Source organism: Desulfovibrio subterraneus (assembly GCF_013340285.1).
GTDB lineage: Bacteria > Desulfobacterota > Desulfovibrionia > Desulfovibrionales > Desulfovibrionaceae > Halodesulfovibrio > Halodesulfovibrio subterraneus.
On record NZ_BLVO01000013.1, the window covers coordinates 1,379,059 to 1,403,222 of the forward strand.

At 56.9% G+C, this 24,164-nt stretch carries 17 protein-coding genes, 1 tRNA gene and 1 pseudogene; 7 read left to right on the forward strand and 12 right to left on the reverse strand.

What is annotated here, in order from left to right:
- Nucleotides 1-229: 229 nt before the first annotated feature.
- Nucleotides 230-1,219 carry a glycosyltransferase family protein gene (locus tag HUV30_RS13250; RefSeq protein ID WP_174405898.1) on the forward strand — a complete coding sequence of 330 codons (990 nt, stop codon included), beginning with the start codon at nucleotides 230-232 and terminating at the stop codon, nucleotides 1,217-1,219.
- A 155-nt stretch (nucleotides 1,220-1,374) separates the two neighbouring features.
- On the opposite strand, the gene HUV30_RS13255 is transcribed toward HUV30_RS13250, so the two are convergent.
- On the reverse strand, nucleotides 1,375-1,878 hold the full coding sequence (locus HUV30_RS13255) for a hypothetical protein (RefSeq protein ID WP_174405899.1): 504 nt from the start codon (nucleotides 1,876-1,878) through the stop codon (nucleotides 1,375-1,377).
- Nucleotides 1,879-1,920: 42 nt separating this feature from the next.
- Nucleotides 1,921-4,242: a hypothetical protein gene (locus tag HUV30_RS13260; protein WP_174405900.1), complete on the reverse strand. Its 2,322-nt coding sequence runs from the start codon at nucleotides 4,240-4,242 to the stop codon at nucleotides 1,921-1,923.
- Nucleotides 4,243-4,370: 128 nt separating this feature from the next.
- On the opposite strand from HUV30_RS13260, the gene HUV30_RS13265 reads away from it, so the two are divergent.
- Complete coding sequence (locus tag HUV30_RS13265) at nucleotides 4,371-5,642, forward strand: radical SAM family protein (protein WP_174405901.1); 1,272 nt, start codon at nucleotides 4,371-4,373, stop codon at nucleotides 5,640-5,642.
- Nucleotides 5,643-5,873: 231 nt separating this feature from the next.
- Here the strand turns inward: HUV30_RS13265 and HUV30_RS13270 are convergent, their stop codons facing one another.
- From HUV30_RS13270 to HUV30_RS13285, 4 genes are all read right to left on the reverse strand, one after another.
- Complete coding sequence (locus HUV30_RS13270) at nucleotides 5,874-7,073, reverse strand: S-layer homology domain-containing protein (RefSeq protein WP_174405902.1); 1,200 nt, start codon at nucleotides 7,071-7,073, stop codon at nucleotides 5,874-5,876.
- 19 nt (nucleotides 7,074-7,092) lie between these two features.
- Complete coding sequence (locus HUV30_RS13275; RefSeq protein WP_174405903.1) at nucleotides 7,093-8,019, reverse strand: LPP20 family lipoprotein; 927 nt, start codon at nucleotides 8,017-8,019, stop codon at nucleotides 7,093-7,095.
- An 81-nt stretch (nucleotides 8,020-8,100) separates the two neighbouring features.
- The gene (locus HUV30_RS13280; RefSeq protein WP_174405904.1) at nucleotides 8,101-9,180 is read right to left on the reverse strand and encodes a tetratricopeptide repeat protein; all 1,080 of its coding nucleotides are present in this window, start codon (nucleotides 9,178-9,180) and stop codon (nucleotides 8,101-8,103) included.
- Nucleotides 9,180-10,508 (reverse strand): N-acetylmuramoyl-L-alanine amidase, encoded by a 1,329-nt coding sequence (locus tag HUV30_RS13285; protein ID WP_174405905.1) that lies wholly within the window; start codon nucleotides 10,506-10,508, stop codon nucleotides 9,180-9,182. The genes HUV30_RS13280 and HUV30_RS13285 overlap by 1 nt, the downstream gene beginning before the upstream one ends.
- 557 nt (nucleotides 10,509-11,065) lie before the next feature.
- On the opposite strand from HUV30_RS13285, the gene HUV30_RS13290 reads away from it, so the two are divergent.
- Nucleotides 11,066-12,211: a multidrug effflux MFS transporter gene (locus HUV30_RS13290; RefSeq protein ID WP_174405906.1), complete on the forward strand. Its 1,146-nt coding sequence runs from the start codon at nucleotides 11,066-11,068 to the stop codon at nucleotides 12,209-12,211.
- A 257-nt stretch (nucleotides 12,212-12,468) separates the two neighbouring features.
- On the opposite strand, the gene HUV30_RS13295 is transcribed toward HUV30_RS13290, so the two are convergent.
- On the reverse strand, nucleotides 12,469-13,260 hold the full coding sequence (locus HUV30_RS13295) for a sirohydrochlorin cobaltochelatase (protein ID WP_174405907.1): 792 nt from the start codon (nucleotides 13,258-13,260) through the stop codon (nucleotides 12,469-12,471).
- A gap of 281 nt (nucleotides 13,261-13,541) precedes the next feature.
- Here HUV30_RS13295 and rfbB point away from each other — a divergent pair, with 281 nt between their 5' ends.
- The 4 genes from rfbB to lpxB all read left to right on the forward strand — a co-directional run bounded on the left by rfbB (nucleotide 13,542) and on the right by lpxB (nucleotide 17,806).
- Nucleotides 13,542-14,564: a dTDP-glucose 4,6-dehydratase gene (rfbB, locus tag HUV30_RS13300; RefSeq protein WP_174405908.1), complete on the forward strand. Its 1,023-nt coding sequence runs from the start codon at nucleotides 13,542-13,544 to the stop codon at nucleotides 14,562-14,564.
- A complete protein-coding gene (gene rfbD / locus HUV30_RS13305) occupies nucleotides 14,564-15,487 on the forward strand; it encodes a dTDP-4-dehydrorhamnose reductase (RefSeq protein WP_174405909.1) in 924 nt (307 codons plus the stop codon). The genes rfbB and rfbD overlap by 1 nt, the downstream gene beginning before the upstream one ends.
- Nucleotides 15,488-15,492: 5 nt before the next feature.
- On the forward strand, nucleotides 15,493-16,503 hold the full coding sequence (locus HUV30_RS13310) for a hypothetical protein (RefSeq protein ID WP_174405910.1): 1,011 nt from the start codon (nucleotides 15,493-15,495) through the stop codon (nucleotides 16,501-16,503).
- A gap of 187 nt (nucleotides 16,504-16,690) precedes the next feature.
- Nucleotides 16,691-17,806: a lipid-A-disaccharide synthase gene (gene lpxB, locus HUV30_RS13315; RefSeq protein WP_174405911.1), complete on the forward strand. Its 1,116-nt coding sequence runs from the start codon at nucleotides 16,691-16,693 to the stop codon at nucleotides 17,804-17,806.
- A 77-nt stretch (nucleotides 17,807-17,883) separates the two neighbouring features.
- On the opposite strand, the gene lon is transcribed toward lpxB, so the two are convergent.
- The 5 genes and pseudogenes from lon to HUV30_RS13340 all read right to left on the reverse strand — a co-directional run bounded on the left by lon (nucleotide 17,884) and on the right by HUV30_RS13340 (nucleotide 24,156).
- Entirely contained in the window at nucleotides 17,884-20,349 is a 2,466-nt protein-coding gene (gene lon / locus HUV30_RS13320) for an endopeptidase La (RefSeq protein WP_174405912.1), read from the reverse strand.
- 179 nt (nucleotides 20,350-20,528) lie between these two features.
- Nucleotides 20,529-21,782 carry an ATP-dependent Clp protease ATP-binding subunit ClpX gene (gene clpX / locus HUV30_RS13325; RefSeq protein ID WP_174405913.1) on the reverse strand — a complete coding sequence of 418 codons (1,254 nt, stop codon included), beginning with the start codon at nucleotides 21,780-21,782 and terminating at the stop codon, nucleotides 20,529-20,531.
- 20 nt (nucleotides 21,783-21,802) lie between these two features.
- Nucleotides 21,803-22,402, reverse strand: a pseudogene (clpP, locus tag HUV30_RS13330) (ATP-dependent Clp endopeptidase proteolytic subunit ClpP); the annotation flags it as partial.
- Nucleotides 22,403-22,663: 261 nt separating this feature from the next.
- A complete protein-coding gene (tig, locus tag HUV30_RS13335; RefSeq protein ID WP_174405915.1) occupies nucleotides 22,664-23,974 on the reverse strand; it encodes a trigger factor in 1,311 nt (436 codons plus the stop codon).
- Between the two features lie 98 nt (nucleotides 23,975-24,072).
- Nucleotides 24,073-24,156 (reverse strand) — tRNA-Leu (locus HUV30_RS13340).
- Nucleotides 24,157-24,164: the final 8 nt, after the last annotated feature.

The following is a 24,164-nucleotide window of genomic DNA, read 5'->3' on the forward strand; positions in this document are numbered from 1 at the left end:
GCAGGGACGGGCCTTGGAACGACAACAACACGCGGATTAGATACCAAGCCGGAGCAATTTGCAAGCGAATCCCCTGCTCCGCTGGCGCTTCCCACTCCCTGCCCTGTTCTTGCATCCGAGAGTCTTCCGTAATTATTGAACAAACACACAAACTCTGCCATACTTACCTTTATATATGGACCAAACGCCCCAACGGCCGCGCTTGCACACGGAGACACAAAGGTTTTCCATGAAAAAACTGTTCTGGATAGGCTCTCCCTTCTTTTCCGGTTCCCTTGCCGAATGCGGGTGGGAAGTATGCGCGCATAATTTCGAACACACGGCGGTGTTCGGATGGGGTGATATCGTTTCCATTGCAGGCTGGGAACCGGATGTGGTGGTTGTGGCTGACAAAAGCCGCCCCCCCTTTGTGCTGGGGATGGAGAAATTCCCCTGCCTCACGGTATTCTATTGTGTGGATTCACACATACACAGCTGGTATCCGCTCTATGCTCAGGGCTTTGACGCCTGCCTCATGAGCCTTAAGGACCATATGCCCAGAATGGCGGGGGACTTTCTTCCCGCAGAGCGCATCTGGTGGTTTCCCGCTTTTGCCAAGAATGACGACCTGCCCCTGCCCCACACACCGGAATGGGACCTTCTCTTCGTGGGCACCGTGAACCCGCAGACCACACCGAAACGGCACGCCTTTCTGCAGGCACTCAAGGAACGGGTGCCTTCACTGCATGTAACGCAGGGCAACTACCGCCAGCTCTACCCCAAGGCCCGGCTGGTGCTCAATTTCTGCGAGTTCGGCGACCTGAACTTCCGTGTTTTCGAGGCGCTGGGCTGCGGCGTATGCCTTGTGACACCGGACATTGCCAACGGACAGCCGGAACTGTTCACAAACGGTGAAGACCTGCTCACCTACCCCGTGCATACGGAAGACAGCATGGACCGCCTTGTCGCCACCATTGAAGATGCCCTGCAGGACAATGGCCGATGCAGGCACATTGCCGCCAGCGGTTTAGCCAAGGTTGATTCCAAGCACCGCGCCCGGCACAGGGCGCAGGCTTTTACCGATGCCGTACGCGCTCTTTCTGCCGAAGAAACCATAAAAAAACGGATGCATCGTGCATCCGCCATACGGTCCGGGGCTCTTCGCCTCATATATCTTCTGCTGGCTGAAAGCGTGGAGTCTTCCCTGCTCAAGCAGGCCTATCTCAGAGCCGCCGGCTAAATTGCCCACTATTCCGGACAACCATTCCGGATCAACCACGCGCATCCGACAAGGGCACACGTATCTGCCCGCCTTCCCTCATCGCTCATTATCCATCACCACAACGCGCGCAGGATCATCCCCAGAACGTGGCACATCGCCCGATCCGCTGGCACTTAAACCGTCTTTCCCTGTTCCGGAGAAGGCGCATCCTTGGCGCTTTTGCCCGCAGCGTATGCTGTTTTCGCCTGCTGCATGGCTGAACCGGAAACAAAATCCAGCATGATGAGCAACTCTTCCACCGAATTCTGGCTTCTGTTTTTTTCCTTGTAGGCCTTCACTTTGACCAGGTGTTCCTTGGTCACTGTGCCCGCACGGATCAGATACTCCACAAAGGTTTCCGTCTTCAGCTGTTCCTGCTGCAAAGCCGCTTCGCTTATGGCCCGTTGCTCGGCAGCCACGGCTTCCTCGTGGGCTTCCATACGACCTTTCAATTGCGCCACATTTCCCTGCACCTGGCCCCGTTCCTCTTCCATCTCGTTCACGCGGATTTCAAGAACATTGTTGTCGTTTTCAAGCTTGAACAACAGCGATCTCAATCCTTCCGAGCGTTTATGGATAAGCAGGAATATAAAGGCCGCTACGGCTATGCCGCCCACCATTATGTATGTGACGCTCATGGCATCTCCCCCGCCGAACAGCCCCCCTCTTCGAAGATGGCACTATTCGGGAACGATAAAGTCCGTGATATTGCGGGCAGTGCCGTCTCCGGCCTTTTCCCGCTCCTCGGCAGTATCCTCCTGCCGGGACAGTTCTGCCTCCGGCATCACGTTGTCACTTTCTTCCGCTTCAAAAAAGCCGGGCAGCACATCCTGATCATCAGCCGGATCGCCTTCATCGGAAGCCGGAGAAAAATCGAAATCGTCTGCAGATGCACCGCTTTTCTGTGCGGGAAGAGTATCATCCTCCCACATGAAATCCGGCAGGTCAGCTTCGGCCTGAGTATCAGATTCGTTCAACGAACCGGACACGCCGGACACGCCGGGTTCGCGGGACACAGAGGACACCTTCTCCACTTCAGGAGTATCGGAAAAATAACGGTTGGTGTCGGCAGCCTGAGTGCCATCATCAAGCCCCACGGCCGCAAGCGCCTTGGCCAGCGCAGAATCCATGTCTATGGGCTCATCCAGTTCGTCTGATACGTATACGGGTTCCTGAACAGCGGACTGGCTGTCTGCAGAAGTGAACATATCACCTGCGTCGCCAGTCAGGTCGTCGGACTCGTCGTCGAGCTCGTCATCAGCCAACTCATCCGTCAATCCATCGGGCAGGCCTGAATCCGACTCCTGCACAAACTCATCACGCACTATTTCGTCGGGAGTCAGCAGAATAATGTCATCATCATCCTCTTCCGCCCCTTCCGCTTCATCCAGCTCATCTTCGTCACCGAATATGTTGGAGAAGCGGTATACAGGACGGGGGCGTTCCACTGTCTCGGCAATCACGGAATCACCCGCGTTATCTCCGGACAGTTCGTTTGGGATGGTATCGGACGCGGAAGAGAAGTCGAAACCGCCATCATCGCTGGCCACATAATCATCTTCCACGACAGTTGCAGACTGCTCCGGCTCGACAACTGAATCGACATCAGGGTCGACTTCGGGCTCGAACAGGAACAGGCCCTTGCGTTCCGGCTGCCGGGGCGCAGCAACGGCAGAGGCAGGCCGTGCAAATCCGTCAAGATGCAGATCGGGCACCTGTTTGAAATATGGTTGCGCTGCGACATCCTCATCCACAGCGCCATCAGCTGCGGACGAGAAAACATAGTCTTCAGCAGGCTCAGGCGTGTGAACAGGACGACGCACGGCACTCGCCGCTATCTCCTTCAGGTCTTCTTCCAGAATATCGTCTCCGCCGGGTATGGTATGAATGTCGAGCACACCGCGAACGGCATCAACCTTTCGTGATGCGAGGGAGACATCCATATGCAAATCGGGCAAACCGGAATCGGAGGACAGGGTATAATCGATGTGCTCATCTGCTTCCTGCCCTTCGCCGTCTTGCGAGGAATACACAGAATCTTCCGTTCCGGCATCCTCTTCATCCACGGCATCAGCCCGGACTGAAGACACTTCGGGGGCAGCGCCAACAGTCTCGGTATCAACTGCACCGCCTGCTTGCACATCATGCTCTGCGTATACATCGGCATCAAACTGCCAATCATGTTCTCCGGCTGCGGCCCCCGCACCTACCCCGTCAAAATCAATACTGGCGGAGTCCATAGGAGCAGGCGCAGGTTGACCTGCATCGCTGTCGGGCTGCATCCCCTGTTCCTGCATATCACTATCCATGGCTTCCGGAGTGAACGGGCGGAAGTCATCGTCGGCTTTGAGCCCGCCCACCGCATCCGCAACCGGTTCAAATACACCGGAGTCGAAACCGGAGCTATCCGCTTCGTCATCAACGGAGCTGTCCGCTTCGCTATCAACTTCACTATCAACGGAGCCGTCGGCTGCCGGTTCAAAAACATGCTGCACAATATCTTCGGGCTCATATGTCCCGTCAAATTCCGCAGCCTCACTGTAGGCTGCGGAATCTTCAACTACCGATACGGTTGCCTCGGTGCCTGCCGTGGCAGGCTCTGCGCCTGCCAGCAACGTTGCTCCCGCCACGCCAACAGCTATTCCGGCTGGAAACGCACTGCCGGAGACAGCTCCGGCTTCGACGTTACCAGCCCTATCGAAAGGGGCGTCGGCATCACCGAAAACAACCTCCCCTTCCCTGTTGAAATGCACCCCTCGCTTGGGGGTGTTGGCCTGAGTGGCTTCGGTAAGGGTCTGTTCGTGGCGCTGCAGCGTAACAAGCTGCGCCATGCGCTTTTCAATGGAACGCAGAACCTCGTTCATGCTGTTTCGCTCATTGCGGATGCTGCGGGTCATCTCCTCCATGCTGCGGAGCATGAAGTAGAACATGACCATAAGCCCCGCGAAACACAGCAGGATGAACACCATAAATATCGTATATTGTTGACTTAAAATGAGCATACCTTCGCTCTTTCGTTTAATCGCCCGATGAAGTACCATGAAACATGGCGCGGCCACTTCCTTTTACTTCAAGGCATTTAGCACAGAAGCACCACGATTAACAATATACCCCTAGCTCAGGAACCCGCATGGCTTCTTCAAATATCCGTCCCAATCTCCTTGTCGCGGACAAGGATGGCAATATTTTTGACCACCCCGATCTGCTCATGGTCTGCCGCAAGGGCAACGAACTCGCCCTGCCCAAGCCGGATGAGCTGATGCCCCTGCCTGAAGGCAGCGACCTTTTTCTGCTCCCCGGCAGGCTCGCCATCGGCCTTGACCCCGAAACGGGCGAAGCTGAAGCGCTGGAAGAATATGCCGTGGCCGCATTTGCCGCCCCGGCGCACACGCTGACAGCGCATCCCGCTTATATGACGCAGGACGATGCCCCCACCCTGCCCCTGTTTGCTTACGGAGCGGTGGGCTTTGCCAACGGCAAATTCTATGTCTGCGCAAAAAAAGTTGATCAGGACGTACGGCAGATCTTTGCAGGAATATCCTGCAACAAGATAGAAAAAAACGCACACCAGCTCATGAAGCGTTATCCGGACAACCGGCTCATGCAGCACATCATGGGCAACTGTGTGCTCAAGTATTCCTGCCCGGCGGCCCGCAACCTTGCACTCGGCCGCTTCGAGGCACCTCTGCCCACCTCACGCACCTGCAACGCCCGTTGCGTGGGCTGCATCTCGCAGCAGGAAGAAGATTCCGAAATCTGCGCAACGCCCCAGAGCCGCCTCACCTTCACGCCCAATGCCGCAGAAGTGGCGCAGATAATGACCCACCATTTCGGCAACGTGAAGGACAAGCCCATATACTCCTTCGGACAGGGCTGCGAAGGCGAACCGCTGACCGAAGCCCCCCTGCTGGAAGAGGCCATCCGCCTGTTCCGTTCGCAGGGCGGCAAAGGCACGGTGAACCTGAACACCAACGCGTCCATGCCCGACAAGATTGCCAGACTGTGCGAGGCGGGGCTCTCTTCCATCCGCGTCAGTCTGAACTCTGCGCGGGAAGAAGTGTACAACCGCTATTACCGCCCCAAGGGATTCACCTTTGCGGATGTGCGCCAGTCCATTGTGGAAGCCAAGGCGCGCGGCAAGTGGGTATCCCTGAACCTGCTCTTCTTCCCCGGCATCACGGATTCCGAGCCGGAAATCGAGGCCCTGACCGAGCTGGTGCAGGAAACCAAGGTAGACTTCATTCAGCTTCGCAACCTGAACATAGACCCTGAAATGTACATGGAATTGCTGGAAGGCATCGAGTTCGGGCCGAGCACCGGATTCTCCTTCTACCGCAAGCGCATAAAGAAGACCTGCCCGTGGGTGGAGTTCGGCTACTTCAACCCCTACGTCGGGGACTGATACAAAATGGGAGCCTTGCGGCTCCGTTCTTGTTGATGACAAACCCTCGTTTTCAGTAAAACAGTATTTCCGTTAAGCCGGAACTGAGGTCCAAAACGGATTTTCATCGCTTATACGAGGTGCAGGAACGTTAGGTTCCTGCCCGGCGGAGCCAAAAAATACCAGAAATATCTTTGTCTGAAGTCTGAAGGGAGCCTTTCGGCTCCCTTCTTATTTGTAACAATCCCTTCGCTAAAAAACATCCAGCTCGGTCTTCATGGCATTGATGAACAACACGGCATCAACACCGGAAACCGGGTCCAGCGGCCTGAACAGACCCTTGGCAAGATCGGCATGCATAAGCCCGCGCGAGGTGACGAACATCACCGAGTTGAAATAGGGATGATCGCTGCGCACGTCGGGGAACGGAGAATCCTGTCCCATGAAGCGGGTGGCGAGGGCCGAATCGTTCCGTGCACGGATATAGATATCTTCCAGTATGAGCGCCATTTCAGCTCGGGTAACGGGCTTGTCTGGCTGAAAGCTGCCGTCGGCATAGGGCTGCAGTCCGCGCATGCGGTATGGCAGCACGGCCCGTATGTCAGCTGCCAGCGGGTGCCCCTGAATATCTGTGGTGTCTAAACCCTGTCCGGCTGCATCCGCCGTACCGGAACGCGGCGCGGCAAAGGTGCTTATATCCGGCAATTCTGTCCCTTCAAAGAACTTTTCCACGCCGAGCTCCTCAACCAGCAGGGCCGCCATATCGGCACGGCTCAACTGGTCCACCAGAGCTATGCGTTTGCCCACGGATGTCTTCAATGATGCCTTGATGATCTTTTCCAGAAGCTCCAGCTTCTTCCCTGCGAGTTCTGCATAGCCCTGATCACGCGCCTGCGCCTCCCTGAAAAAGCTGCGGGCATCGTCGAACTCTAGCGCACGCAGATAGGCAACACCTTCCCAGTACCACGGCATGGCCGCCTGCTCATCCGCTATACGGGCATCGTTAAATGCCCGTCGGGTTTCTCGCAGCAACACGGAATCCGAGGTCATGCCCTTTTCATGCAGGGCAATGAAGGCGCGCTGTTCTGCCACCAGAGCCCACATGCGCTCGGGCGAACCGCTGTTTCTGTCGGCGTTCTGCTGACCGGAGCGGATAAGCTCAAGAGCCTCGCCAACAGTACCGTTCATGGCCAGAACAAGCCCTTTGCCCGCAAGGGCCGGACCATATTCGGCATTCAGCTGCAGGGCGGTATTGAAGGATTGCAGCGCAGCGTCGGGCTTGCCGCCGTCTATCTGCCGCATACCGGTTTCGTAGTGATGCAAGGGCGTATCAAGCATGCCCTTTGCCCCGCGCTGCGTCTTGGCGCACCCGAGCAGACCGGCCGCAACGACCACCATGCCGAGGCAGACCAGCCGCCTGAAAGAATCCCTGAAGAGAATTGCGCGTAGCATTTCTATCTCCTTGCGTGCCTTAATCAAGCACGATCATAACGCGGCATTTTTCGAGAAAATCCTGCCCGGGAGCAAGTTCTCTCAGCTTAGCCGCATCATCATTGGATATGACCAGATTGGTGCGGGCCTTGCCGTCCACAGCGACAGCCTTGACCACCAGCGGATGGCCGGCAACGCGGGGATTGGCCGCAGCCTTGTCCATATCCTTGCCATATCCCGCCATGCCCTGCTGAATGGCATATTCACGGCTTACGGAGGCGGTGCCGTATACTTCCTTGCCAGTCTCGTCCAGCAGACGGGGGCTCATGGCAGGTCGGGCACCAAGACCGCGCGCGTCGACCAGAAGGCCGGTGAACGGTGCGTTATTTTCCGGTGCGGGAGCAAGCGGCCCCTCAGTGCCGTGAGCCGGAACCGTGCCGTTATCCGTCATCTGCGGCACGGGGCCGGGAACAGGCGACGGTGCAAGCATGGAACCACCCGGAACAAAGAACGGCGTTTCGGGCGGTATGAGCGCATTGGCGAGCCCGCCGCGCAGGTTCATGCCCACGGAGACCTCAACAGATCCGTCGGACATATAAGCAGTATCAAGAATCTGGGAATTTTGCAGAAAACCGCGCACACGCTCCACAACGGTATCATCCGCAATCATGGCATTCTGCACGGTGGTCTGCGCATCAATCTGAACGCCCTTGATCATCGAAAGCAGATTGCGCCGTGCATCAACCGTTGCAGCGCGGATGGCCATGCCGCGTGCCTGTGCAAGGCTGACGGAGTTTGGCGGCGGCACACCTATGCCCTTGGCGGTTACATAGCCTGTCTGCCAGTTGACCGCGCCGGTATCCATGTCCTGCACATAATCGGCGTTACCGAAATCCTGAGCAAATGCCTGTGCCGCCAGCAGAAGCAGACAAGCCGTTGCGGCAGCCATTGATCTCATGAAGCGCATGAGCTTCCTCCTGAGTAACTGTTTCGTCTCCCAACGTGCATAACATGCCGGAGACGCATGACTTCATCCTGCCCGAATACCTTAGCGACCAAGTTTCCGCAAATAGTATCTGGCCGCCTTGTTATCCGTCTCATATCGCAGGGTGCGTTCCCAAAGCTCTGCGGCGAGCCGTGAGTTCCCTTTTTCATACGCGGCATAGGCCCTGTCGTTCATCACCTTGGCAAGGCTGGAACGGGCCTCGGCGTCTGCGCCGTTGATCTTCAGCACCTTTTCCCACAGGCGCACGGCGTGATCTTCATACCCCTGATTGAACAGCACCCACCCCAGACCGTGCATGGCCTTGGTATGGCGGGGGTTCAGGGCAAGCGTGCGCTCAAATTCCAGCCGCGCATTCATGGGCATATCCATGGACAGAAAAGCCCCTGCAAGGCGGTAGTGGGTTTCGGGATCATCCGACCCGAAGGCCTGAGCCTTGCGCAGCCATTCCACAGCCCGTGCTCCGTCGTGGTCCACGGCTGCCATGACGCCCAGAAAATAACATGCGTCGGCATTACGCCCGTCTATCTTCAATACCTGTCTGAAAAATCCACGGGCTTCATCCTTGCGCCCGTTCTGCAAATGCAGCACCCCGAGCCACAATCGGGCAAAGGTATTATCGGCATGCTTTGCGGCAACGTCCGAGAAAAATCGCGCAGCATCCTCAAAACGCTCAAGCTTGGCACTTATGAGTCCGAGCTGGTTAAGAGCAAAGGCGTTATCCGGATCATCCCGCACCACCTGCCCGAACAGGGTGCGCGCCGCCTGCAGCTGCCCTTTGTAATGCAGGTCTGCTGCCTGCAACATGCGCTCGTCCAGCGGGTCGCCGTCCGATCCTTTGGTTACCGGAAGCCCGATCGCCGGAAGCCCGTTCGTCTGAGTTCCGGCCACCTGTCCCCCGCTTTCCTGAGAGCCAGTCGCAGCAGAGAGAATCACAACAGAACCGATCGCATCAGAACCGATCGCATCAGAATTGGTCACATCAGAATCGGTCGCATATGGGCCAGTCGCAACGGGGCCAGTCTCGGCAAGCGCCCGTTCCGCACTCAGAATGTTGCCCACCGTAACGCAGACCACTCCCGAAAACAGCAAAGCCAGACACAGGCGAATCACGGCGCGGCACATTATGCCTGCCCCCCTTTCCCTGCAAGATTCATGATACCCGATGCAACCGAAGCGGCCATGCGCTGCCGGTATGCGGCATCGGACAACAGTCGCTCTTCACTGTCGTTGGAAATGAATCCTGTTTCCAGCAGGATGGAAGGCATGCGCGCCTTTCTGAGCACATAAAAATCAGCCGAATGCACTCCACGATCAGGAAAGTGCAGCCGCTTGGCGAGCAACTTCTGCATGATGCCTGCGGCAGCATCCGCTGCCTGCCAGTAACGGCGTCGTTCGTAGCGGAAGAGAAGATTCTCGATGTTCACGGCATCGGCATCCTGTTGTGTCGCAGCCGTCTTTTCATATCGCAGAACGGCATTCTCGAAACGGGCCACCCGCTGCGCTTCCTTGCTGGAAGCCTGCTCGGAACAGAAATAGGTTTCCACCCCCTGTGCAGCCCTGTTTTCGCTGGCATTGCAGTGGAAGGAGATGAACAGGTCCGCGCTATGCTGGTTGGCAACGGCGGTACGGGCGCTCAGAGGGACATAGTAATCCCCTGTGCGGGTGAGAAACACACGCAATGCCGGTGCCCGCTGCCGCAGCACGGAGGCACAGGCAAGCGCCAGCTCAAGATTCACGTCCTTTTCCATCAGCCCCTCGGTACCCACTGCACCGCTGTCGAACCCGCCGTGACCGGCATCCAGCACAACACGGCGGACGCGGTAACCTGCCTGCGTGTCAGGCGTATCCGCAAGCAGCCGGGCCATGTCTGTCTCTTCCTGCCTTGCGGCGTTTTCCAGCGGCGTCAACTTTCTGCCATCCGTATTCCGATCCGTATCACGCGCCATGCCGGACGTATCCACTCCCGCATCCGGCATACCGGACTGCCCTGCATCATCAGACGTTGAACGCCGGTCCAGGCGGTGCTCAGGATGCTGGGAAAGCATATCCGCCATCATGCGCGAATAGGTATCTTCCGGATTCAGGTTGGCGGCATGGCGAAAATGTGCGGTGGCTCCTTTCCGGTCACCGAGAGCAAGCAAGGTTCTGCCGAGAAGCCCCTGCACGAAATCGCTTTGTGCTTCGAGAGATGCGGCATTGCGCAGAACCGTGAGCGCCTCGGCATACCTGCCTTCTGCAAGCAGATTCTGCCCGCGCACGGCCAGTTCAAATACTTTGGAGAGGGTTTCCGGCGCGGCTGTGGCGTTGGTTCCCGCATTCAGCAGGACCTCATCCGGCGGAGGCAGCAAGGCATGAGCCGTTGCGGGTGCAAAGGCAGCGAACGCGTTCAGCAGCCCCTGAGCAGCAAGCCCCGCTCCCATGCGTTGCAGAAAGTGTCTTCTCGTCATCATTCCGGCACACCAGTTCTCCGATTTTCCGATTCCCCGCCCCCCCAATCCACGGTCACGGAAGGATGGACAGACTCTGCTGTCATCCGTTTCCGACAGTTGCCTGAGTCGCACGATGGTCCGGAACAATCCTGCACGGCGGCACTGAAGGCCTATCCACCAACGGGCTATTCCCCCGGGCTATACACATCGGGCCATTTCCTGCCCGCTACAGGCGGTCGAAAACATTCAACGTACAGCGCAGCCAGTTGCCCTTGTTTCCCCCATATCATGGCCAATCCGGAACTCACAGGCTACATTACTATCGGTTCCGGGGCAACGCGCTTTACAACACCGAAGCAATCTGCAGTCCCTCTGTCGTACGCTGCCGTGATGCACGCCACCAGCCGTCTCCGAATCCTTCTTAAACAGCGGCACCCCTGCCACCCTTCACTACGTTTTCGTTACACAGTGTTTTACTGTTGACGGTTGCAGCGCCCGTCTATATCGGTTGTTCAAGCGATGAACTGTATCCTCGCCCCGTCTTTCATCCCCAACCCCTGCAATGAGTCTTTTTCTGTATGCCCAATTTTGTTCTCATTCTGCTGTTGTCGGCATTCCCCGCCCTGTCCACAGACATGTATCTGCCTGCCATTCCCACCCTGTGCGATCTGTGGCAGATATCTCTTGCGCAGGCCAATCTTTCGCTTGTGGTGTTCTTCATCAGCTTCAGCGCCTGCCTGCTCGTGCACGGACCGCTTTCCGATCGGTACGGGAGACGCCCCGTCCTACTCTGGGGCATCAGCCTTTATGTGGTCGGGTGCCTGCTTTGCGCATCTTCCACCTCCATCACCATGCTCGTTTTTTCCCGCATTGTGCAGGCAATGGGAGCGGCAGCCGCCTCCGCCATGTCGCTGGCTCTGGCCAAGGATCTGTATGACGGCGAAGGCCGCAAAAAGCTGCTGGCCTATCTTGGCGTCATCGTACCGCTCTGTCCCATGGTGGCCCCCACCATCGGCGCATTCATGCTGAGCCATGTTTCGTGGCGCGGCATATTTCTCTCGCAGGCCATATTGTCCCTCACTGCGCTGTATGGTGCATTTCGCCTGACCGAACCTCTTCAGGAAAAAGGCAGCGGCGGCTTTTCCGCTGCAGTGGGCCGCTACCGCGACCTGCTCCGCAACAAGGCCTATCTTGGTTATGCCATTTCGTTTTCCCTGCTCGGCTTTCCCTTCTTCGCCTACATTGCGTCGTCGGCTGATATTTTCATCACCGGCTTCGGCATGACAGAGCAGACATACGGCCTTTATTTCGCCTTTAACGCCTTTGCGCTGATGATCGGTTCGTTCCTGTGCTCGCGCCTGTGCGTAGGCATTGCCTCGCGCACCATCCTGCTCGTTTCCGTAACGGGGATGATATGTTCCGCAGCCGCCATGCTCTATCTTGGTGGCGACACGCCCGTGCTCTTTGCCCTGCCCATGTTTGCCTATTCCATGTTCCTCGGCATGAGCCGCCCCATCAGCAACCACATGATTCTCGAACAGGTGCAGAAGGATGCAGGCACGGCCTCATCACTGCTCACCTTTTTCTTCTTCATCTGCGGTGCCATTGCCATGGAGACAATCTCCTTCAACTGGGAATCCAAACCGCTGGCCATTGCCGTCATGGGACTGGCTGCCACGATCACCCCGCTTATCGTGGTCATCAAGATACGGGAACGCGGCTAGCCGGATTGCGACACAGCAAAACAAAGAACGCCCCCTTTCGGGGGCGTTTCAGACTGCTGACCAAGTCATTTCTTTTTTTGGCTCCGCCGGGCAGGAACCTAACGTTCCTGCACCTCGTATAAGCGATGAAAATCAGTTTTTGAACCTCTGTTCCGGCTTAACGGTAATACGGTGTTACTGGAAAACGAAGGCTTGTCATTAACTTAAAACGCCCCCAAAGGGGGCGTTTTGTTCTTTTTATCATCAAGATTTGCAGTTCATTCAGATTCAAGCATCCGCAGCGCCTCGCCCAGATGCCGTATCCAAATATCGACAAAACCCGGATACTCTGCCACCCCCACAAGCACGGGGATACATTCGAACCCTGCGGCCTCGATATGCGATTTCCACGAGTCCGGCCCTTCTCCGGCCATATCCTTGCGGGCATGGCGGCCGACAACGGAAAGCAACGGCAGCAGCCACACACGCCTGAATGCTCCGGCTTTCAGAGCGGGAAGAATATCTTCGATGGTGTGGCTTCCGTCCATGGTGCCGATAAAAACGCCTTCATCCCTGCTCCGCACGGCGCGGGAAAGGTCTTCGTACCGTGAATCGCCGGAATGCCACGTGCCGTGTCCCATGAACACCACGGCATCACCCGCCTGACGCAGCGCGGGAAGATGACGCAACATGGCTTCTGCCGCACGCTGCACATCCTCATCCGTATGCAGCAGCGGGCTGCCCACCACCACATTCTGCAGGCGTTTCTGCATGCGCATCTGCTCGCCATCAGCCAGCAGATCTTCATACTCGGCACCGGGGATGATGTGTAACGATTGCACAGCCACGTGGGTGTATTTTTCAAACCCCATCTTTTCCAGCGCCTTGCGCACGGAATCCGTCTTCACCCTCTGCTCCGCAAGGCGGTCACGGATGAGTTCGGATGTGAAGGCCCAGCGCACGTTCACTCCGGGAAACGCGGAACGCACCCTGTCGTCCACAAGGGAAAGGGTGTCGTTGGCCTGTTTGCTGTTCGCGCCAAATACGACGAGAAGAATACCACGTTTCATGAAAGTTCCGTACGTACTGGTTGCTGACAACCGGCAAAACCGCCGGTTCAATATTCCATCAAGTTGGAAAAAATACGATAATGGCGGGCCATTGGCAAGCTGCGCCTGAACTTCATGCAGCCCCCCCCTCGCGGAATGGGTTCCCGTCACCGTGTCGGGCGGGCATAGCAAAACAAACAGGAAAGCAACGGCAACGGGGCCGGTATGCGCATGGTATTTGACCGCGCAACGCCCAAAGAGTACAAGAGAAAGATCAACAATCATTTCCATAAGGATACCGTATGCGACTTCTTGTAACGGGCGGCTGCGGCTTCATCGGTTCCAATTACATACAGTACCTGTTCCGCAACGATGATTCCGTTGTCGTGGTGAACCTGGACAAGCTCACATATGCCGGCAACCCGCTCAATCTCAAGAACATCGAAGACCAGCACGGCGGCACACGCTATTTCTTCGAAAAGGCGGACATAGCCGATCCTGTCGAGGTTCGCCGCATCATCGAAGAGCACGGCATTGAGGCCGTGGTCAACTTTGCGGCGGAAACCCACGTGGACCGCTCCATCAACGACCCCGCCCCCTTTGTCACCACCAACGTGCTGGGGACGCAGAACCTGCTGACCACGGCCCGTGCGCTCGGCATTGAACGCTTTGTGCACGTTTCCACAGACGAAGTGTACGGCGACCTCGGCCCTGCCGACCCGCGCTTTACCGAGCAGACGCCGCTCAAGCCGAGCAGCCCTTATTCCGCTTCCAAGGCTGCGGCAGACATGCTTGCCTATGCCTTTTACCGCACATACGGCTATCCCGTCTGCATTACCCGCTGTTCCAACAACTACGGTCCCTACCAGTTTCCGGAAAAACTCATTCCGCTCATGTTCAAGCTGGCGAGCAGCAATTCTCCGCTCCCCGTATACGGTGACGGCAGCAACATCCGTGACTGGATTCATGTAGACGACCACTGCCACGGCGTACACCTGACCCTGCTCAAGGGCATTCCCGGCAAGGCCTACAACTTCGGCGGCAACGCGGAACGGACCAACATGGAAGTGGTGCGTGCCATCCTTTCCCTGCTGGGCAAGCCGGAAAGCCTCATATCCTATGTGAAGGACCGCCCCGGCCACGACCGCCGGTACGCCATGGACTATTCACTTGCACAGAAAGAGCTGGGATACGAGCCCGCATACACCTTTGAACGGGGAATTGCGGAAACCATCGCATGGTATCAGGCCAACGGCGAGTGGCTGGAAAGTGTGGAATCGGGCGCATATCGCGAATTCATGCAGAAATGGTATGGTGATCGGTAATGGACCAGAGTTCCGTTTCTTCCACTCCCGCTCGGAGAGCCATTGTCCTTGGCGGCAAGACCGGCCTGTTCGGCAGCACGCTTGCCCGCACCCTGCGCGATGCCGGATGGATAGTACATGCCCCCGGCCGCGAAGACGTGGACCTGTTCAGTGAAGATGCCCTTGCCGCATACATAGACGCCTGCGAACCGGACATGGTTTTCAATACCGTGGCCTACACGCAGGTGGACAAGGCGGAGGACGAGCCGGAACAGGCACGCCGCGTAAACAGGGGCCTGCCCGCCAATCTGGGACAAGTGCTGCGCACCCGTCCTGTGCGTTGCCTGCACATAAGCACGGATTTCGTCTTCAACGGCAAACAGAGCACTCCCTACACGGTGGAAGACACCCCCGACCCGCAGTCCGTATATGGCAGCACCAAACTCGAAGGCGAGCTGGCATTGCTGGAGCGCATTCCCGACAGGGCCATCATAGCCCGCACGGCATGGCTCTTCGGACCGGGTAAAAAGAATTTTGTGCAGACCATTCTGGGATTGTGCCGCGAGCGCAGTTCGCTCAACGTGGTGCACGATCAGGTGGGCTCGCCAACCTATACGGTTGATCTGGCGGCTATGTGCCTGCAACTGGCAAAGCATGAAACCAGCGGCCTGTATCATCTCGTCAACGCTGGCCAGGCAAGCTGGTGTGAACTGGCAGCGGAAGCCGCCGCACTGGCAGAACTGCCATGTGCTGTACACGCCATTCCCTCAAACGAATATCCGCAGAAGGCATGCCGCCCTGCCTATTCCGTGCTGGACACATCACGCTTCACGGAAACAACGGGAATCACTCCCCGGCCATGGATTCAGGCCCTGCGCGACTACATCTTCCACGATCTCTGGAACACCGAACTCATCCAGAACACCTCCCAGCACAGCCGGTAACACGCATGACAACCACCTCCCCCGTTGCATCCATCACCAAGGCGGCTGCAGAAATCTTCCGCAATGCCGTCAATGCCAGTCTCATCCTTTTCAAGGTGATGGTTCCCATCATCATCGCCGTGAAGATTCTCAGCGAATTCGATCTGGTGAAGTACCTCGCCCTGCCCCTTGAACCCTTCATGGGACTGGTGGGCCTGCCCGGTGAAATGGGACTGGTATGGGCCACCGCCATTGTGGTGAACATCTACAGCGGCATCATAGTCTACGTGGCCATGCTGCCAACCATGGACCCGCTTTCCGTGGCTCAGGTATCCGTGCTTTCCGCCATGATTCTGGTGGCGCACGGCCTGCCCGTGGAATGCAAGATTGCCCAGCGGTGCGGTGTGAGCCTGACCAGTCAGGTCATATTCCGCATGGGGGCCGCCATGATGCTCGGCATTATCCTACACCTCATCTATTCCGGATTCGGACTGCTGCAGGAACCGAGTGCCATCATGTGGCAGCCGGAACAGGCATCGCCCGACCTGCTCATCTGGGCACTGGGTCAGGCGCGCAACCTGCTCTATATTTTCATCATCATACTCGGCCTCATGCTGCTTATGCGCCTGCTGGATGCCTTCCGCATCACCGAGGGCATAAACAACCTGCTCACGCCCTTTCTGCGCTTCATGGGCATCGGCCGCAACGCGGCAACCATTACGGTACTCGGCCTCACCATGGGCATAACCTACGGTGGCGGGCTGATCATTCACGAGGTGCAGTCCGGCCGCGTTTCGCAACGCGACGTGTTTGCCTCGCTCACGCTCATGGGGCTCTCGCACGCACTCATCGAAGACACCCTTCTGATGATGCTGATCGGCGCGCATGTCAGCGCCACCCTGTGGGGCAGGCTCATCTTCTCGCTGGTATTCGTAGCCGTTTTCATGCGTATTTTCGACAGCTATCGCAAGCGCCGCGGGCTTGATACCGCCCCCGTGGCCAGTGCTGAAACCGCTGTTGCGGAACCAGAGAAATAGCGCGCAAACACAGACAGACAGACGGACAGACAGGCACACCCCGAAACCAAAGGGCTGATGGGCTTGCAAACGAATTGCCGCGTGCATTACCCAAAGAGCCACCAAGAGAATTACCAAAAGAATCACCGGACACATCACAACAGACACGTCAGCGAACGCACCACGGGTCGAACGGAATACTGCGATAATGACGAAATCAGGCACCATATGGATAAATGCCGGAGAGATGTCCGGCGACATGCACGGCGGCAAGCTCATGGCCGCCCTGCTCCGCAAAGCCCCGCAACTTGAATTCTGCGGCATGGGCGGACCGGAAATGCGCGATCAGGGACTGGATGCCGTGCTGCGGGTGGAAGACCTCTCCGTCATGGGCTTCACCGAAGTGCTCGGGCACATTCCCCGCATCTTTCAGATGCTGAAGCGCATCAAGGCGGAACTGGCTCTGCGCAGGCCGCGCGCCGTCATCCTTATCGATGCGCCGGAATTCAACTTCCGCGTGGCCAAGTATGCCCACGCGCTGGGTATTCCCGTCTACTACTACATTTCGCCCAAACTTTGGGCATGGCGAACAGGCCGGGCCAAGTTCATTGCCAAATACATAACCCGCATGATCTCCATTCTGCCCTTCGAGATCGAGTTCTACAAACAGTTCGGCATGACTGTGGATTATGTGGGCAATCCCCTTGTGGACATGGTGGACTGGCCGACCATAGACCACATAGAGCCTGTGCGGGGGCGTATAGGCCTGCTGCCCGGCAGCCGCCGGAAAGAGATTGAACCGCTTATGCCGGAATTTGCCAGGGCGGCAACCATTCTGGCCAAGGATATGCCGCATCTGGAATTTCACTGCATACAGGCTCCGGGGGTGGAGCAAAGCCGCCTGCGCGAACTGTGGCTTTCGGACGTGCCGCTGACCATCCACAGCCCGTTGAACCGCTACGCCTTCATGCGAGGCTGCGAAATGCTCATGGCCGCCTCCGGCACCGTGACACTGGAAAGCGCCCTCATCGGCACGCCCACGCTGGTGGCATACAAGCTCTCGAAACTGACCTACGCCATTGGCAAACGGGTGGTGAAGGTGCCTTACGTTGCCCTGCCCAACCTCATCATGGGCCGCGAAGTTTTTCCGGAACTGCTGCAGGACAAGGCAGACGGCACAGTGCTGGCGGAACACGCCCGTGCATGGCTCACCAATCCCGAGGCCATTGGAGCCGTGCGTGCAGACCTTGCGCAACTGCGCACCATGCTTGGAGAACCCGGCGCACCGGACCGTGCAGCGCAGGTGATTCTACAGGATTTCTAGAACAATTGCAGATTTGAACAAAACAAAAAAGAGGCGGCCCAAAGGCCGCCTCTTTACATTCATGGGAACACCCAACCCTATTGGGGCGTGGTGTGCGCTTCCCCTTCGGGGAGGCTGTCCATACGGAGCGAACGGGTCAGCACTGTGCAGTCTTCGCCGTTGCTGTAGATCTTGTCATGTTCTGCCATAAGGGCCACGGGCAGCACTTCGTCCACATGCTCCACGGGAATGATCTTCAGTCCCTTCAGAATATCGGCAGGAACTTCCTTCAGATCCTTCTCGTTATCCTTGGGGATGATCACCGTGGTGATAAGGCCGCGATGCGCTGCAAGCAGCTTTTCACGCAGACCACCGATGGGCAGCACTCGGCCGCGCAGGGTGATTTCACCGGTCATGGCCACATCGTTGCGCACGGGAATGCTCAGCAGTGCGGACACCATGGAGGTGCACAGCGTGATACCGGCTGAAGGGCCATCCTTGGGCGTTGCGCCTTCCGGCACGTGCACGTGGATGTCGATCTCCTTATGGAAATCGGGCTTCAGACCGAACATGCCGGAGCGCGAACGCACGTAGGAAAGTGCAGCTTTGGCGGATTCCGTCATCACATCACCGAGCTTGCCGGTGATGGAAACCTTGCCGCCTCCGGGCATGATGGCGGTTTCCACAAGCAGCAGTTCGCCGCCCAGTTCCGTCCATGCAAGACCGGTGGTTACGCCCACCTGCGGCAGCGTTTCGCGCTCGCCGTAGCGGAACTTCTTCACGCCGAGGAAGTTGCCGAGATTCTGGCGGGAAACAGTGACGAGCTTTTCCAGATCGTCCGATTCCACCATCTTCATGGCTACCTTACGGCAGATGGAAGCAATCTCGCGCTCAAGGTTACGCACTCCGGCCTCACGGGTGTAATGCCGGATAATGTCCACCAGAGCGTTGTCCGACAGCTGCACGTTGGTATCCTTGATACCGTGCTGGCCTACCTGCTTGGGCAGCAGGAACTCGCGCCCGATGCGGCGCTTTTCCGTTTCCAGATAACCGGGCAGGCGGATGATTTCCATACGGTCCTGCAGCGGCAGCGGAATGGAGTGCAGGCTGTTTGCCGTGGTAATGAAGAACACCTGAGACAGATCATAATCCAGATCAAGGTAATGATCGTTGAAGGAGTTGTTCTGTTCGGGGTCCAACACTTCCAGCAGGGCTGCCGAGGGGTCACCGCGGAAGTCCGTGCTCATCTTGTCGATCTCGTCGAGGCAGAAGAGCGGGTTGTTGAACTCCACCCTCTTCAGCGACTGGATGATCTTGCCGGGCAGCGCGCCCACATAGGTACGGCGATGACCACGGATTTCAGCCTCGTCGCGCACACCGCCCAGAGACAGGCGCACAAACTCACGGTTCGTTGCGCGGGCAATGGACTTGGCGAGGGAGGTTTTGCCCACGCCGGGCGGGCCTACAAGGCAGAGAATGGGGCCCTTGAGCTTGGTGGCCAGCTTCTGCACGGCAAGGTATTCGAGGATACGTTCCTTGGGCTTTTCCAGCCCGAAGTGGTCGGCATCCAGAATGGTGCGTGCCTTATCGATATCAATGGTGGTTTCACCGAGCTTGTTCCAGGGCAGCTCGATGATCCAGTCCACATAATTCCGGATAACGGTGTATTCCGCAGAAGAAGAAGGCATGGCACGCAGCTTCTTGAGTTCGCGCAGGGCCTTGTCACGCGCCTCGTCGGGCATGTCCTTGGCCTTGAGCGTCTGCTCCAGCTCGTTGAGTTCTTCCTGAGGATCATCGTCGCGGCCCATTTCCTTGTTGATGGCCTTGATCTGCTCGTTCAGGTAATACTCTTTCTGATTGCGCTCCATCTGGTTCTTCACGCGGTTCTTGATGCGCTTCTCCATGGAGGTGATGGCAATCTCGCCCTGCAGCAGTTCGTACACCTTTTCAAGACGCACAATGGCATCCTGCAGTTCGAGCACTTCCTGCTTCTTGCGGTAATCAACCTTGAGGTGCGGCATGATGGCGTCTGCCAGCTTGCCGGGATAGGTAATGGAGGTGATGGCCAGCAGGGTTTCCTGAGCGAGCTTCTTGTTGATCTTGGAATACTCGTCCAGAGCCTCATGGCAGGCGCGCATGAGTGCTTCTGCTTCTGCACCCGCATAGTCGTTGTCTTCAATGCGGGCTATAACGGCCTTGGGAAAATCCTGATCGTCATCAAAGGACTGGGGGCTTTCGGGTGCCCAGTAGGCACGGTACATACCCTCGAAAAGCACCTTGATGGTGCCGTCGGGCAGGCGAAGCAGCTGCAGAACCTTGGAAACGGTTCCCACCTCGAACAGGTCGCCCTGTCCCGGCTTTTCCATTTCCGGCTCACGCTGGGCCACCAGCAAAATTTCCTTGCCGTGGTCGGCAATGGCACTTTCAATGGCCTTGATGGACGCCTCTCGTCCAACAAACAGGGGAACTATGGAACGCGGGAACATTACCACTTCCCGCAGAGACATCAAAGGGAGCGTAGTCGTCTCGGTACGGTCTTCACCGTAAGTGCCGAATTCGGTCATAAATCCTCCTCATAGAACTGCCACCGCACCGCTGAAACGAAAGAGGGGCATAAGAACAATACTTAATGCCCCATCCTCCAATGTCAATAATTCAACATGTTCGCGGCAACAGATTGCCCGAAAAAACAGGCATAACCGCACCGGACCGGATTGCCGTGGCAAAGCGGCCCGCAAAAAGGCTAGGAGCCGGTTTTCGCCTCATTGTGGTAGATCAGCATCGGTTCCTTGCGTTGCTCGATGACTGCCCTGTTCACCACGCACTCCTTCACTCCCTGCAGGGAGGGAAGACGGAACATGATGTCCAGCATGGAGCTTTCCATCACGTTACGCAGACCACGCGCACCGGTCTTGCGTGAGATGGCCTCCGTTGCGATGCTGCGCAGCGCATTGGTGGTGAACCGCAGGGACACCTTGTCCAGCTCGAACAGCTTCTGGTACTGCTTGACCAGAGCGTTCTTGGGCTCGGTGAGAATGCGGATGAGATCGTCTTCTTCCAGCTCCTCAACATGCGTCACAACCGGAATACGGCCGATGAATTCGGGAATAAGGCCGAACTTCACCAGATCGTTGGGGTGCACCTGCTTGAGGAGATCGCCGTAGCTCATGCTGTTGGGGGCTACCACCTTGGCACCAAAGCCCATGGCTCCACCATGCACACGCTGCTCGATGATCTTGTCCAGACCGATGAAGGCACCACCGAGAATGAACAGAATGTTCGACGTATCAAGACGGATGAATTCCTGCTGGGGATGCTTGCGGCCGCCCTTGGGAGGAATATTCGCCTCGGTGCCTTCGATAATCTTCAGCAGCGCCTGCTGCACGCCTTCGCCGGACACATCGCGGGTGATGGAAGGACCATCGCCCTTACGGGAAATCTTGTCGATTTCGTCGATGTAGATGATGCCCTTGGAAGCCGCCTCGATATCGTAATCGGCGTTCTGCAGCAGCTGCACGAGAATGTTCTCGACATCCTCGCCCACATACCCTGCCTCGGTCAGCGTGGTGGCGTCCGCAATGGCAAACGGCACCTTCAGCACACGGGCAAGGGTCTTGGCGAGCAGAGTCTTGCCACTGCCGGAAGGACCGGCCAGCAGAATGTTGCTCTTTTCAAGCTCGATCTCGTCGCCGAGAGCTTCGGCGTAGAAAACGCGCTTGTAGTGATTGTGCACAGCCACGGAAAGAATTTTCTTGGCCTGATGCTGGCCGATGACATACTCGTCCAGCTTGGCCTTGATCTCTTCGGGAGAAAGCAGACGACCTTCGTCCACAGTCTCCTGAACAGATTCCTGAGCGATGATTTCGTTGCACAGGGCAACGCACTCATCACAAATATACACTTCGGGACCGGCAATCAGGCGTTGAACCTGTTCCTGTCCCTTGCCGCAGAAGGAGCAACGCAACTCCTGCAGCTTGTCTTTGTTCGTCTTGTCCATGCTTCGGTATCCCGTAAGTATTACTCTTCCATCACTTCACGGCGTGAAGTGAGGATGCGGTCGATAAGGCCAAATTCCTTGGCGTTCTCTGGTCCCATGAAATAATCACGTTCGGTGTTCTCGGCAATCTTTTCGATGGGCTGACCTGTATGTTTTGCAAGAATGCCATTGAGCGAATCCTTCATACGCAGGATTTCGCGGGCATGAATCTCGATATCCGTAGCCTGACCCTGATATCCGCCAAGAGGCTGATGGATCATGATGCGGCTGTTGGGAAGCGCGTAGCGCATACCCTTTTCACCGGCGGCAAGCAGCAGTGCGCCCATGCTGGCGGCCTGCCCCATGCACAACGTGGCAACAGGGGAAGAAATGTACTGCATGGTGTCATAAATGGCCATGCCCGCAGTAACGGCACCACCGGGAGAATTGATGTAGAGGTAGATTTCCTTCTCGGGATTCTCCGACTCAAGGAAAAGAAGCTGCGCGCATATGAGCGAAGCCACATAATCGTCGATGGGGGTGCCCAGCAGAATGATACGGTCCTTAAGCAGACGGGAATAGATATCATAGGCGCGCTCGGAGCGGCCTGTAGATTCAATGACAATTGGCACTGCCATTTCAGACTCCTGATAGGGATGCGATACGTTGAGAAGAAGATGAAGGCAGAATAGACCTGAAGCGGCTTTCAAGCCGGTTCGTGTCGCGCCGCAACGTTTTTCGGCGCCTGCGTTCTACAACATGTTGCAAAGTAGCAGATTATGCAAGCACTCCTCAAGATACATACGGCATGAAAACGTGATTATTTAGGGTATAAAGAAAAAAACAGGGGAAGCGAAGCCGCTTCCCCTGCATAAAAGGCATTTTCAGCCGTTTTTTGACCCTTAGGCTTCGGTCTTGAGTTCTTTGGGCTCAACTTCGGTAATGTTAGCCTTCTCGAAGATGGCTTCCATGGCCTTGTCGGCCAGCATGCGGTCACGCAGACCGAAGAGCAGGTTGTTCTGTGCGTAGTAATCCTTCACGGCACGGAAGTCCTGACCGCTCTTCATGGCCATCTGCTGGAGCTGCATATCCACTTCCTGCTCGCTTACTTCCACGCCTTCCTTGCGGGCGGCGGTCACGAGGAAGATCTGGGTCTTTGCAATACGCTCAGCTTCGGGGCGCATGTCGGCACGCAGTTCGTCGGGAGTCTTGCCGAGAGATTCGATAGACTTGCCCTGACGTTCAACCTTGATCTTCTGGTCCTGCAGCAGGTTCTCCAGGTACATTTCGACCATGGATTCGGGCAGGGGGAAGTCGACGGTCTTCAGCAGACCTTCCAGCATGGTGGTCTGAGCCTGGGAACGGCACAGCTGACCACGGCTCTGTTTGTAGGACTGCACAACGGCTTCGCGCATCTTTTCGACGGATTCGAAACCACCGGCCTTGCGGGCCATTTCGTCATCCAGTTCAGGCAGCTTGCGTTCCTGAATGGAATGCACGGTCACCTTCATGGTAACGGTCTTGCCGGCAAATTCGGGATTGATAAAATCGGCGGGGAAGGTCACGTCGCCTTCCTTGCTTTCGCCGGGAGCAACGGTCTTCACGAGATTTTCAAAATCTTCGAGAGCCTGCTTGTCGCCGAGGGACATCTGGAAGTTCTCGGCTGCGATGCCTTCGATGGCCTCGCCGTTTTCATAGGCGGCGAAGTCGAGAACGGCAATTTCGCCGTCCTTTGCAGGACGATTCTCAGCAAGGGGAACGATTTCGGCCATGTTGCCACGGATACGGTTGAGCACTTCGTCAACTTCGTCGTCCTTGACCACAACCTTTTCCATTTCCACGTCCATGCCTTCGTAGTTGGGCAGCTCGAATTCGGGCAGCACTTCAAAGGACAGGGAGTACTTGAACTCTTCGTCGCGAACCAGCTCGCCGCCGTCGAAATCGATACGGGAAACAGGGCTTGCGTTCAGTTCACCAATGATTTCATTGATGTGAACATTCACGAGGTCCTGAGTAGCCTCGGAATATACTTCCTTCTTGAAACGCCCTTCAATCACGCTGGACGGCACTTTGCCCTTGCGGAAACCCTTCAGGTCCACGCTGGTGCGGTACATGGCAATGGTTGCGGAAAGGGATGCGTTCACTTCGTCAACCGGAACGGTGACGGAAACCTTCTTCTTAACCGGGGAAAGGTCTTCAACGGTATATTCCATGGCTTTTTGCTCCTCCTTGCCTGCTGGCAAAATATCAAAAATATGCGGAATACCGACAGAGGGGCGAAGCATGCCGCTTCGCCCTGCCGGTCAATATCTGGTGCGAGAAGGGAGACTCGAACTCCCACGGCTAGGCCGCTAGATCCTAAGTCTAGTGCGTCTACCAATTCCGCCATTCTCGCAGGTATGT

Bases quoted from the DNA above. Each gene is read 5' to 3' on its own strand.
- HUV30_RS13250 (WP_174405898.1), top strand. From the start codon at position 230: ATGAAAAAACTGTTCTGGATAGGCTCTCCCTTCTTTTCCGGTTCCCTT.
- HUV30_RS13255 (WP_174405899.1), bottom strand. From the start codon at position 1,878: ATGAGCGTCACATACATAATGGTGGGCGGCATAGCCGTAGCGGCCTTT.
- HUV30_RS13260 (WP_174405900.1), bottom strand. From the start codon at position 4,242: ATGCTCATTTTAAGTCAACAATATACGATATTTATGGTGTTCATCCTG.
- HUV30_RS13265 (WP_174405901.1), top strand. From the start codon at position 4,371: ATGGCTTCTTCAAATATCCGTCCCAATCTCCTTGTCGCGGACAAGGAT.
- HUV30_RS13270 (WP_174405902.1), bottom strand. From the start codon at position 7,073: ATGCTACGCGCAATTCTCTTCAGGGATTCTTTCAGGCGGCTGGTCTGC.
- HUV30_RS13275 (WP_174405903.1), bottom strand. From the start codon at position 8,019: ATGCGCTTCATGAGATCAATGGCTGCCGCAACGGCTTGTCTGCTTCTG.
- HUV30_RS13280 (WP_174405904.1), bottom strand. From the start codon at position 9,180: ATGTGCCGCGCCGTGATTCGCCTGTGTCTGGCTTTGCTGTTTTCGGGA.
- HUV30_RS13285 (WP_174405905.1), bottom strand. From the start codon at position 10,508: ATGATGACGAGAAGACACTTTCTGCAACGCATGGGAGCGGGGCTTGCT.
- HUV30_RS13290 (WP_174405906.1), top strand. From the start codon at position 11,066: ATGCCCAATTTTGTTCTCATTCTGCTGTTGTCGGCATTCCCCGCCCTG.
- HUV30_RS13295 (WP_174405907.1), bottom strand. From the start codon at position 13,260: ATGAAACGTGGTATTCTTCTCGTCGTATTTGGCGCGAACAGCAAACAG.
- rfbB (WP_174405908.1), top strand. From the start codon at position 13,542: ATGCGACTTCTTGTAACGGGCGGCTGCGGCTTCATCGGTTCCAATTAC.
- rfbD (WP_174405909.1), top strand. From the start codon at position 14,564: ATGGACCAGAGTTCCGTTTCTTCCACTCCCGCTCGGAGAGCCATTGTC.
- HUV30_RS13310 (WP_174405910.1), top strand. From the start codon at position 15,493: ATGACAACCACCTCCCCCGTTGCATCCATCACCAAGGCGGCTGCAGAA.
- lpxB (WP_174405911.1), top strand. From the start codon at position 16,691: ATGACGAAATCAGGCACCATATGGATAAATGCCGGAGAGATGTCCGGC.
- lon (WP_174405912.1), bottom strand. From the start codon at position 20,349: ATGACCGAATTCGGCACTTACGGTGAAGACCGTACCGAGACGACTACG.
- clpX (WP_174405913.1), bottom strand. From the start codon at position 21,782: ATGGACAAGACGAACAAAGACAAGCTGCAGGAGTTGCGTTGCTCCTTC.
- tig (WP_174405915.1), bottom strand. From the start codon at position 23,974: ATGGAATATACCGTTGAAGACCTTTCCCCGGTTAAGAAGAAGGTTTCC.